The organism is Microcoleus sp. N3A4 (assembly GCF_036701805.1).
GTDB lineage: Bacteria > Cyanobacteriota > Cyanobacteriia > Cyanobacteriales > Microcoleaceae > Microcoleus.
Genome location: NZ_JAUBRJ010000010.1, coordinates 37,444 through 49,800, shown reverse-complemented (window position 1 = coordinate 49,800; position 12,357 = coordinate 37,444). Strand labels below are relative to the sequence as shown.

Annotated in this window: 5 protein-coding genes; 1 reads left to right on the top strand and 4 read right to left on the bottom strand. The window is 45.1% G+C overall.

Features of this window, described 5'->3' with window-relative positions; genetic code table 11:
* The first annotated feature begins 276 nt into the window (after positions 1-276).
* The gene (locus tag QUA56_RS08350; protein WP_333355707.1) at positions 277-2,007 is read left to right on the top strand and encodes an NAD(P)H-quinone oxidoreductase subunit 4; all 1,731 of its coding nucleotides are present in this window, start codon (positions 277-279) and stop codon (positions 2,005-2,007) included.
* 230 nt (positions 2,008-2,237) lie between these two features.
* Here the strand turns inward: QUA56_RS08350 and QUA56_RS08345 are convergent, their stop codons facing one another.
* The 4 genes from QUA56_RS08345 to QUA56_RS08330 all read right to left on the bottom strand — a co-directional run bounded on the left by QUA56_RS08345 (position 2,238) and on the right by QUA56_RS08330 (position 12,258).
* A complete protein-coding gene (locus QUA56_RS08345; protein WP_333355703.1) occupies positions 2,238-3,860 on the bottom strand; it encodes an NB-ARC domain-containing protein in 1,623 nt (540 codons plus the stop codon).
* 701 nt (positions 3,861-4,561) lie between these two features.
* The gene (locus tag QUA56_RS08340) at positions 4,562-6,526 is read right to left on the bottom strand and encodes an ABC transporter ATP-binding protein/permease (protein ID WP_333355701.1); all 1,965 of its coding nucleotides are present in this window, start codon (positions 6,524-6,526) and stop codon (positions 4,562-4,564) included.
* 206 nt (positions 6,527-6,732) lie between these two features.
* A complete protein-coding gene (locus QUA56_RS08335; protein WP_333355698.1) occupies positions 6,733-7,590 on the bottom strand; it encodes a DUF1361 domain-containing protein in 858 nt (285 codons plus the stop codon).
* 390 nt (positions 7,591-7,980) lie between these two features.
* A complete protein-coding gene (locus QUA56_RS08330) occupies positions 7,981-12,258 on the bottom strand; it encodes a PAS domain S-box protein (protein WP_333355695.1) in 4,278 nt (1,425 codons plus the stop codon).
* Positions 12,259-12,357: the final 99 nt, after the last annotated feature.

The following is a 12,357-nucleotide window of genomic DNA, read 5'->3' as shown; positions in this document are numbered from 1 at the left end:
ATCGATCCGTGGAATCAATCGAAAATCTCAAATCTCAAATCCTCAAGCCCCCGACTCGATCCGTGGGGTCAATCTAAAATCTAAAATCTAAAATCTAAAATCGATTGACTCCTGACTCATAACTGCAAAACTTCTTGACTTTTGCAGCAAGTTGTGTTTAGCGGATTTACTCCGCATATCTCTAAAAAAAAAAGATTTATTTACAAATCTTAATTTTTGATTAAATTTAGTATTATAATCTTGGTAACTTCCAACTAAGTATTTATTCTCACTATCATGATAGCGGATCAATTTCCTTGGCTGACCGCAATAGTCATCCTACCCTTCGCAGCTTCCCTCGCCATCCCTTTTCTGCCCGATACAGACGGCAAAACCGTCCGCTGGTATGCGCTAGGCGTAGGTATTGCAGATTTTGTATTAATGTGCTGGGTGTTTTGGACTCATTACGATCCGAGTATCTCTAGTTTCCAAATCGTAGAACAATATTCCTGGATACCTTCTTTAGGCCTCAACTGGTCTGTTTCCGTTGACGGACTCTCAGTTCCGCTGGTACTGTTGGCGGGATTGGTGACGACTCTATCTATTTTTGCTGCATGGGAAGTCGATCGCAAGCCACGACTCTTCTACTTCCTGATGCTGGTGATGTACTCCGCACAAATAGGAGTGTTCGTCGCCCAAGACATACTGTTACTCTTCATTGTCTGGGAACTAGAATTAATTCCCGTGTACCTGCTAATCTCGATTTGGGGCGGACAAAACCGCCGCTACGCAGCTACCAAATTCTTGATTTACACCGCAGGCGCTTCCATCTTTATTTTGATAGCTGCCTTAGCAATGGCATTCTACGGCGGAGGCACCCCCACCTTCGACATGGTAGAACTAGGCTTGAAAGACTACCCACTGGGTTTAGAATTACTGCTTTATGCGGGATTGTTTATTGCCTTCGGTGTGAAACTGGCGATTTTCCCCTTCCACACATGGCTACCTGACGCCCACGGCGAAGCATCTTCTCCCGTGTCGATGATTCTGGCTGGCGTATTGCTGAAAATGGGCGGATACGGACTGATTCGCCTGAATTTGGAACTTCTCCCCAAAGCACACGTTTACTTTGCACCGATTATGGCGGTGCTCGGCGTGGTCAATATTATCTACGGCGCGCTGAATTCCTTCGGCCAAACTAACATGAAGCGCCGCTTAGCAAATTCGTCGATTTCTCACATGGGATTTGTGCTGTTGGGTATTGCTTCTTTCACGGATTTGGGAATCAATGGGGCACTGTTGCAAATGATTTCCCACGGTTTAATCGCCTCAGTATTGTTTTTCCTGGCTGGCGTTACTTACGATCGCACCCATACAATGATCATGGACGAGATGGGCGAGATTGGAAAAGTCATGCCGAAAGTGTTTGCCTTGTTTACCGCAGGCGCTTTGGCATCTTTGGCACTCCCCGGAATGAGCGGTTTTGCTAGCGAATTGTCAGTGTTTGTCGGCGTCGCAACTAGCGATATGTACAGCGGTTCTTTCCGGGCGGTGACAGTTTTCCTGGCGGCGGTTGGAGTGATTTTGACGCCGATTTATTTGCTCTCGATGCTGCGACAGTTATTTTACAATTGTGGGACACTAGCGGCTTGCGACCTTGAGGATCTAAATTTGCAAAATCAGCGAAACAATCTGGATGAAGCGGTTTGTTTCGGTAATAGTTGCGTTTTGCCTGGTGATGCACCGTTTATTGATGCTAGACCTCGGGAAGTGGCGATCGCATTTTGCTTTTTGATACCGATTGTCGGCATTGGTTTTTATCCCAACATGGCGATGCAAGTCTACGACGCGAAGACTGTTGCGGTGAACGCCACAGTCCGTCAATCTTACATCCAAATCGCTCAAGACAATCCTCAAATTTATGCGAAGGGATTTTTGGTTCCCAGAATTGCCCAAGCTCAAAAAGCGCCTGCTTTGGGCAAAATTACAGGGTCTGAATCTGCATCGATTTTTGGCATTGTCAAATAATTTTATCGAATTCTGTTTTTGTTGAAAATCGGGCGATCGCTTTTGTTAAAGGGCGATCGCTTTTTTGTTATACTAATTCTCAAAACTCATGCAACAGTAGCTGTAGGGTGCGTCGCCACCCTTAAATCTTAAATAATATCCACAATCTTTGAGCGACGCACCGGTGCAGAACAGTGAGCGTAAACAAACCCACACTCATCATTGTTGCTTTCTGGAGGCGAGAATTGGTATTAGCACTGAATTTCTGAAATAATCTGCATCAGATTCTCCCTAGCATATCCCACCTCAAGAATCGATTTATCTTCCAGATTGGAGGCAACTTTCGTCAAGATATTTAGCGGTTCTTCAAAGCCTGTTGTTTTCGCAAACAAAACTTGCAGCCGATTTTTAACTAATTCTAAAATAGAGTGATTTCGAGCCTTTTTATCCGCTTTTCTAGCAATACTAATGCTCAAGTTGTGAGTTTTCAACAGCCGCATTCTTTCTATTCCTTGCGTCTTAACTGTCTCCAAAACCTCCGAGCGAATTCGATCGATTAATCTGTCGGTCACATATTTCACGATCAAAGGCTGAAGCATAAAAACAGTTTCCCCGCCCTCACTGATTTTTTCAATCAGCGAGCGACGACCCAGAGAATCGAGATTTTTCAGCAAATCCGAAAGCGATGAATTGACCAACATCTGCTCTCGCAAAGTCGCCAGGGAAATCGGACTTTGAGCAATAGCCAGCGAGTAGGAAATCTCTTGTTCTGAACTCGACATTCGCTCGAACTGCTGCGCCAGCAAATTGCTGATGTGTTCTTCAATAAATAATGCCGTGGCTTCCAAAAACTTTAAAACATTCCCCTCGAAAAACTCGTGAATCGTTGTCGCTACAATTTTTAACGCTAACAGATTGCCTCCGTACCGGGATAACAAGATTTTCCACTCTCGATCTTGAGCCGACAAACCTTTTTCTTGGAAAATTTCCCGGGCAATTTCCTCGGAAATCACAGGTTTTAAAGACCGCACTTTTTCTCCGGCCAGCAAAGCCAGTTCCGTAGGTTCTTCCGAACTAACTAGCACTACACAGCTATTGTGATTGACTTCACAGAGCCGTACAATTAAATCTCGATATCCTTCGCAGCCTTCGCGGTAGTGTCCCGCTAATTCTTCGGGTCTGAGGATCGCTTCAAAATCGTCTAAAATTAGCAGACAGCGCTGCTTCCGCAGATACTCGACCAAGCGCGAAATTTTCCCGTTGAGGTCGAGCGGCACATCGGGTTTTTGTGGGTTAGAAAAAATTTCAATTAAGTTAGTTAGGAAGTCGGATGGTGCTGGTGCCGATCGCAGCGATCGCCAAATCACAAAATCAAACTCATTCTGTACCTGTTTTGCCAACTGCACCGAAAGAATTGTTTTGCCGCTGCCGGCCAAACCCAGCAGTGCTACCAGGCGACAATTATCTGATACAATCCACTGCTTTAAAGTAGTTAATTCTTCAGTCCGTCCGTAAAAAACCGAAACATCTGGTGCTTGGCCCCAATCTTCCTGTCGGCGCCCGATCGCCATTTTGAATAGAGATCCTTTACCTCGGGGACTAAAGTCGATCGCTTCCTGCTCAGTGTGGTATGAAAACAGCAACTGATGCCTCAATTCCGACAGCTTTCCAGGCCCGTTCCCCCCGATCTGAAACTTTTTGTAAACTTCGCCGAGTCTTTTGCGAACGGCGATGTCGCTAATGCCAAGCTTGGTTGCGATGGTAGCCGTAGATTGACCGTCTAGAGCCATAAACACAGTTTCTAACTCGGCATCTGTGACTGCGCGCTGTTTGGCGATCGTTTGCACAAAGTTTTGAGGAATCGGAGTAGTCAAGGTAGGAATCTCGCCTGTACTAAAAATCTATCTTCTATTATATTGTGTGAGTTCTCGCGGGCAAACAATTGAATCGAATCCGCCAAAGTTCAGCTTGCTTTTTGTTTTTTGCGCCGTTTTAGATATATACAGCATATTCCAGGTTCATGAAGTACAGTAGCAGTTATATTGTGTGGTGTTAATCAGTAGGGTGCGTCGCTGCGACCTTTTAAATAGAACTTGCAGATTGACTCTGAAAGCGACGCACCTTACTTACTAAGTAGGTAGGCGCAAATAAACCAAACTATGTAACAAAATGTAAATGAACCGTAACCGTTGCGATTGCTTCGTTTCACTACGTTTCACTCGCAATGACTACTTATGTATTTTCTCACTCATCTACTTACAAGATTGTGTGTACTACATATACATGGAATATGCTGTATATACCCAATTATCGATCGTCATACCACTTCAAAAAAATAATGTAACTTTAGTAGAACCTATTGTAGGGTGGGTGGAGGCGCGGCGATTAATCTGTAGAACCAAACGATAAATCTCCAACCGCGCCTCCACCCACCGCTTTCCCCACAACCGGGTAAATTTACAATCCCTGAAAGCAGCGCTGTAAGTAGTAGGACACAATTAATTACACAAAACTATGGGCTACAAGCCTTGTCTAGCAAAGAATCAGTGTGTAATTAATTCTGTCCATTTACTTATCAGCCAAAAACCTTCGAACTAGCGCGGTATTCTTGGGCCGAAAGCAGCAGCCAACTCCCATCGCCCAAAAGTTCCAAAACCTGCTCGTGATATTTTACTAAACTCAATCGGTGACCGACACTCACAAAAGTAGTTTTAGTGGCTTGCAACTGCTCGTATAAATGTTGCTCGTTCTTCAAATCCAAAGCACTTGTCGCCTCATCCAAAATAGCATATCGCGGTTCCGTCAACAACAATCTAGCAAAAGCTAAACGCTGCTGTTCTCCCAGCGACAAAATCTCAGCCCAATCTAAATCCGCATCAAAACCGCCCAATCTGTCCGGCAAATCTGCTAAATTTACTGATGCTAAAACGCGGCGCAATTTTTCCTCATCAACCTCGCTGCTGGTGGCGGGATACAGAAGTTGCGATCGCAAACTGCCCAAAATCATATAAGGACGCTGCGGCAAAAACAACATTTCTCCCAGTTCCGGCCGCGCCAAACGGCCCGTTCCCGAGTCCCACAAACCCGCAATTGCCCGCAGCAAAGAACTCTTTCCAGCACCGCTTTGACCGACAATTAACAGTCCTTCCTCTGGCGACACAGCTACCGACAAATCCCTAATCAAAGTCTTTTGATGCTTCGGAGTATCTAAAGTAACGTGTTCCAGTGTCAACTGCGAATTTATAACTGTATCGATTGTTCTGAATTCGAGTTGAACAGCCTTTTTTTCATCTTTTAAAGACTCATTAAACGTAGCTAGACGATTAATTCCCGCTGCAAAAGCACTCAAGTCGTCGATATTATATACAACCAAAGAAAATGCCTCTAAAACCTGACGGAAAGCAAATTCAGCTTGAGTAATATCGCCGTATCTGATCTTGCCGGCAAAGTAGATAGAAGCGAGAAACAAAGAGGGAATAATATAAGTTGCATATTTATAACTAACTGTAAAATATTCCAGATTCCGCTGCCACCCAATTAGCAAATTAAAGTTCCGAACTGCTGCTAAAAAGCGGTGTTTCACCTGAACAGATTCCTGTGCTTCTCCCCGATAAAAAGCAATTGATTCTGCATTGTCCCGAATGTGAACCAAGCCATAGCGAAAGTCGGCTTCTTTCCGGAGCTGATTGAAGTTAAAAACTATCAACCTTTTGCCCATAATTACCATTACTGTCGTCCCGAAGACAGCATAAATGATTAGTCCGATCGAAAGATTTTTAGAAATAGACCACAGAATACCCGTAAATGAAATAACATCAATAACTGCTCCCAACATTAGCAGCAAAAAATATAAACTCGTGCTAGTAAAAGATTTGATATCTTCAGCGATTCGCTGGTCGGGATTGTCGATTTCTTTCTGAGAATTTACTTCGTAATAAGCGCGGTTTTGAAAATATCTATCCAGGAAACTATCAGTCATCCACTCTCGCCAATACAGTCCCAGTTTATCTTGGGTATAGCGGTAAATCACCACTATCGGAGTACCGATGATGAAAACTCCAGCATATACCCACATAAACCGCCAAAAAGTAGTCTGATCTTTTTCAGCAAGTGATGTCGTAAAAAAGTTACCAATGTAGCTAATTACTACGTTAATTCCGCTAACAGAGAGCGATAAAAATAGCAGCAGAGCTAACATGATCCACTGCTTCCAGCGCGGTATCAACTTGCTTCTGAAAAATCCAAAAGCAGCCAGCGGGAGGATTAGCATTAAACCAACGATCGCAATTGTCGGTGAGTAGATAATTCCTTTGATCAAAGTAGCTAAGCCAGCCGCAACCCCGTTAAAAGCCTCTGGAAAAAAGACTTGAGCGCCCAAACTGACAACACTGACAGCCACAAACATCGCGGCGAAGAGAAATATCAACAACAGCGCCACTAATCCTAAAAAAATTCTGCCGCCTCCAGGCTCTAAAGGATAAAAGTAAGGCTGGGCGATCGCAATAAATCTCTCCCACAACTGACGGTCAAATCGATTCATCTTTACTTTTTACAAAACTACTTCGACTGTTCTAACATATCAAGTTTTATTACCCATTGCCGCAGTAATTTGTTTGGGAGTTTCGCTAAAAAATTGGTTTCATCCACAGACGGATACTTGTTTTCCGAGTTAAGGAGACAAAAAAAGATTGGACGTTAGTTCAAGGTCTTAGATCGATCTGTCGAGTCAATTCTTTAATCTCAAATCTAAAATCTCAAATCGATGGGATCGGAAGAACTCGCGCTGTCGCCGGCCAACTCCGACTGCGATTGGCTGCTGTAAAATCGCTGGCTAATCCCTAAAAATACTTGTTTCATTACCCAATACAAAGCAGCAATTACTAGAAAGGTTACAGCCATTACTAAAACCGGACGCTTGCCAATCAAATCGTTCATTACGGTGTTAACCAGCGCATCGGGGTTAGTCAGAATGTCCCAACTGTTGAAGCGGATAAATCGCCCTAAATAAATGCCGATCGCCGAAAGTGCGTGTATAGTTATCTCCGTTGCCAGGATAAACTTACTCCAACCCTGTTGCTTCAAATAGTAACCCAAATTCATCACCGACAGCACGTAAGCCCCAAAGCCGGCCAGCATAAACGCCAAATATTGCGGAATCAAAGCCAATGTCACTACCCACACCGAGTAGCCCTCTTGAATCTGGCGGATCAGGTGAATGATATCAGTTAAAACGTAGGGCGCATTGGGCAAAAAGGCGATCGATGCAAAAAACCCGCCCCACCAGCGGAGAGAGCGAACTCCGCGCTGCCGGAGTACCCAGATGTCTAAAGCCATCAGTGCCAGCGTAATCGCGATCGCCCCCAAAACGTAAGTTTTGCCCACATCTTGCACAATGTGCTTCAGATAAGCCATAACATGGCGCGTGCTGGGCAAAAAAGTAGCGCCCAGGAGAAAGGCCGTACCCCACAGCAGCCAGCGCGATCGGGGTTTGCGGAACAGCAAAAAACTCAGGCCCAGCGGTACTAAAGCCAAAAACAAATTCCAAGACATCCAGCGGACATTATGTCCCATTGCTTCCAGCGCTTCCAGGATTAATCCCATCATGTCAATTTTTATACAGTTAAAGGTTTGATGCAGCACCGCTTCCTTAGCAGCTTCAATCTATCTTAGTCGTTAATTTGTAGGGTGCGTCAGCTTATGGCTCTTGGCTGTGCGCCTCAAAATCAAGAACTGCTGACGCACCCTACTAATGTCGAGTCAATCTAAAATCTCAAATCTCAAATCTAAAATCGACTGACGCACCCTACTAATGTCGAGTCAATCTAAAATCTCAAATCTCAAATCTAAAATCGACTGACGCACCCTACTACTGTCGAGTCAATCTCAAATCTCAAATCTCAAATCTAAAATCGATTGACGCACCCTACCAGTGTGGAGTCAATTCTAAAATCTAAAATCTAAAATCTAAAATCTAAAATCGACTGACGCACGCTACTACTCATACACTTTGTCGATCGGAATCTGAATCCTAAAAGTCGTTCCGCATCCTATGGACGAAATACACTCAATCTTCCCCTTGTGCTTTTCCACCACAATGGAGTGCGCGATAGACATTCCCAACCCCGTACCTTTCCCCACAGCTTTTGTAGTAAAAAACGGGTTAAAAATTCGATCGACTATCGCCTCGGGAATGCCCGTACCGTTGTCCGAAATTTCCACCATCGCAGTCTTCTGGGCTGTTACACCAGTGCAAATAGCAATCCGGCCCTTCTCGATCTGCGATCGTGGAACCGATAACTTTTGATATCGTTCTTCAATAGCATCAATTCCATTAGCAATAATATTCATAAACACCTGATTGAGTTGGCTTGCATAGCACTCCACCGGCGGTAGTTTCCCAAACTCCTTAATTATTTCAATTTCGGGGCGGCTGTCCCGACTCTTCAAGCGGTGCTGCAAAATTAACAAAGTGCTGTCAATTCCCGCGTGAATATCGACCGGCTTCATTGCGGATTCGTCCAGCCGCGAGAAATTCCTGAGCGACAACACAATTTGGCGAATGCGGTCGGTTCCTACCTGCATCGAACCCACAAGTTTTGTTAAATCCTCAGCCATGAAACCTAAATCAATCTCTTGAATGCGAGCGACAATTTTTGAATTAGGTTCGGGATACTCATGTTCGTAAAGAGTCACCAGATCGAGCAACTGTTGTGTATACTGTTTGAGATAATCAATATTAGCGTGAATGAAGTTAACGGGATTGTTAACTTCGTGAGCGATGCCGGCAACTAATTGCCCCAAAGAAGACATTTTTTCAGTTTGAATGAGCTGAGTTTGAGTAGATTGCAATTCCAGCAGCGCTGACTCTAAATCTCGAGCTTTTTCTCTTTCTCGTCCCTCGCTTTGTCGCAGTGCTTCCTCTGCTTGCTTGCGAGTCGTAATATCCTGGGAAACTCCAATTATCACCTTAGCCTGACCGTCAGCATTCCTGCTAAAAATAGTATCCCGACTTTGCAGCCACAAAAAATGACCGTCTGCTGCCCGCATCCGGTACTCAATTTCCCTAATTTCGCCATCTTCAACTCCTACAAGGATCGCGTGATGTTTGAGAATTTTCGGCAAATCTTCCGGGTGTACTAACTGAGGAATCAGTGACGACTCCATCGCTGTAAGGTCGTCAAACCTATAGCCCAAAAGCTCGAGCAGTGAATTATTAGTGTAGATATTTCGCTGTTCTTCCAAGTCGTAGAGATACAAAATACCGGGAGTAGCCGATGCTACTTTTTGAATGAACTGCTGGCTTTCTTGCAAAGCTAACTCAGCTTGTTTGCGATCGGTAACATCAACGGCGATGCCGTCCCAAAGAATATCCCCGTTTTCTTTAGCTTCAGGACGCGACATTATCTGAAACCAGCGAATCTTGCCTGAAGGCAGCACCATCCGTCCTTCCCACTGCCAAGGTTGCAAACTCTGAGCAGAAATAGCAACAGATGCCTCGTGATTTTGGCGGTCTTCGGGATGAATCAAATCTATTACCAAAGCCGCATTTTTCAGAACATCTTCTGGTTCTAATTCAAAAAGTTCTCGGCAAGCAGCACTTATGTAAGGAAAACTGAAAGATCCATCTGCACGCAACAAATATTGATAAATGATTCCCGGCAAATTAGCAGACAGCTTTTGGAATCTTGCCTCGCTTTCCCGCAGTGCTTCCTCTGCTTGTTTGCCTTCCGTAATGTCAGTAATTGAACCAACCATGCGGACTGCTTTTCCAGATTCGTCCCACAAAGCTTGTCCCCGACTGAGTATCCATTTGTAGGCACTGTTATAGCACCACCAGCGGTATTCGATGATGTAATGCGGCGTTTTCTTGTTTAAATGGTCTTGGAGAGCTTGCATTACTAAGGCTAAATCCTCGGGATGCGTGCCCTTGTTCCATTTGTCAAAGTAATCGACAGTTTGGCTGTGTTCGTATCCAGTGATTTGCTTAAATCGCTCGGACAAGAACACTTCCCCTGTTTGCAAGTTCCAGTCCCAAATTCCGTCATTGTTGCCTTTGAGTGCTAACTGCCAGCGTTCTTCAGTTTGCATCAATTGAGCAGTTCTCTGTTTGACTCTATTTTCTAGCTCTTGATTGAGTTGTTTGAGACTTTCTTCTGCCTGTTTGCGTTCGATCGCAATTCCTGCTAAATTTATGACCGCTTCTATCAATTGCAGCTCAAAAAATTGGGGGCTGCGCGGTTGGGCATAATACATTCCAAAAGTTCCCAAAACTTGACCTTGAGATGATAAAATAGGAGTAGAAAAGCAAGCTTTCAGTCCAAAACTCAAGGCTAAATCTCGATAATTTTCCCACAAAGGATCGGTGGCAATATCTGTAACGATCACCTGTTGGCGGCTAAAGGCAGCAGTGCCGCAGGAACCGACATTCGGGCCGATGGCTGTGCCGTGAATAGCAGCATTGTAACTGTCGGGCAAACTGGGCCCGGCTCCGTGCAGTAAATGTTCGCCGTCTGGAGCGAGAAGCAAAATCGAACCTATGATATCTCTAGATTGCTGTTCGATTATTTCAACTAAAGTATTTAAAGTATCGCCCAGAGGAGCGCCCTTAGCAATCATTTCTAAAATTTGTTTTTGACCGGTCAACCAATTTTCAGCTTGCTTGCGCTCCGTAATGTCGCGGGCTATCCAAATAACAGTGTTGTCCTGCATGGGCGAAATGTTAGCGACAAACCAAACTTCTTGGTTGTCAATTTGCAGGCTGTATTCTATGGAATGGGTCTGTTTTGTGTCGGCGGTAAGTTGAATTTGACTGAGGAAAAAATCTGCTGTTTCTGGTGGCATGATATCGTGCAGAGTTTTGCCTATAAGTTCCGCCGGCGGTTTGTATAAAAGTTCGGGATTTGTGGGCGCAATTTTCAGATAACGTCCCTCAATATCAATGACAAAAATTACGTCGTTCATGGCAGCGAACAATGCCCGCAATTCCGTTTCAGAAGCTTGCAGGGCGATTTCAGCTTGTTTGCGATCGCTAATATCCGTCCCGATACAAAGCAGTCCTGCCAAATTTCCCTTCGCATCTAATAAAGGTTGATTTTTCCACGCTATCCACACCCTTTCTCCATTGCTGCGGATGTTTTCATATTCGTTTTGGAAGTATTTTTCCGGCTGTGCTAAACAGTCTCGAATCATTGCCGCGAGGTCACTTTCTGATAAATCTGTTTTCGGTATAATTGTGCCGATCGCACTTTTGCCGATGATTTCTGCTTCTGAATACCCGAAAAAAGCTTCACCAAACTCGTTAAAAAAAGTAATCTTGCCTTCACTGTCTAACTGCACAATAATGCTGTTAGCATTCTCAACCAATTGTCGGTACTTAGCTTCGCTTGAACGCAGTTTCGCACGGCCGTACACCCAGCTAAAAACCCCCACCCCGCTCAAAAGTGCCAGCAAGTCGCCTCCAAAGAGCAGCCACCCCCGAAACGGCGAATTTGCAGGCCATCGTCCCGCCGGAATTGCTGCCAACTGCCAGGAACCGTTGGGCAAAGTCACTTCCAGCAGCACGGGATTGTCCTGAAAAATTGACTCGTCACCGAAAAACACTGCGCCGGATGCTCCTCTCCCGTCTTTGCCCCGCAGAGCGTATTGCAGCTTCGCTGAGGAGTCGTTGAGTCCTGCTTCCTCAATCAGGGAACTTTTGTCCGCGAACAGGCCTGTCAAGCCCCAGTAAACTCCTGTTTCGGGCTCGGCGCCGGAGGGTGTGAGAAAAATGGGCGATCGGCCGATCAACGTCTCGTCCCCCTCCAATAATTTCACGGGCCCGGCAAGCAAGGTTTTTCTGGTGTTAATGACCTCTTCGACTATTTGCCGCTGTTCGGGCAGCGCCGTCAAGTCAACCCCGATCGCCCCTTCATTTCCGTCGTGCGGATAAATGTAAGCGACTGTCGTGCCTTTAACTAAAGTTATGGCGCGAATGCCCGGTTGCTGTGCCATCAGAATTCTCGCCGTCGCTGCAAACTCTGCTTCGGTGATATTTGGGTTGTTGGAAAGATAAGCCCCCAAACCCCGCATCAAAAACAACCGGGAATTCAAAGAGCCTTCCAGCTTAGAACGGACTGTGCTGAGCCGTTCGAGGGTGCTAGCGCGGTTGTACTGAGAAAACCGCCGCTGTTCCGATCGGTCTAAAATACCAACTCCGATCAAAATGGCTACTGATGCCGAAATTGCTGCTAAATAGGGTGAAATTTGAAATTTTTTAATTTTAAAGTATTCCATCTGCCGGCGGTTAAGGTAGATATTTACGTCTTTAGATAGATTTAGTTTAGTTCCATTTCTATAGGCCGATGCAAGATTTCCCGCATACCGGGCTTTTCG

Coding starts and splice junctions, on each gene's coding strand:
- QUA56_RS08350 (WP_333355707.1), top strand. CDS start 277: ATGATAGCGGATCAATTTCCTTGGCTGACCGCAATAGTCATCCTACCC.
- QUA56_RS08340 (WP_333355701.1), bottom strand. CDS start 6,526: ATGAATCGATTTGACCGTCAGTTGTGGGAGAGATTTATTGCGATCGCC.
- QUA56_RS08335 (WP_333355698.1), bottom strand. CDS start 7,590: ATGATGGGATTAATCCTGGAAGCGCTGGAAGCAATGGGACATAATGTC.
- QUA56_RS08330 (WP_333355695.1), bottom strand. CDS start 12,258: ATGGAATACTTTAAAATTAAAAAATTTCAAATTTCACCCTATTTAGCA.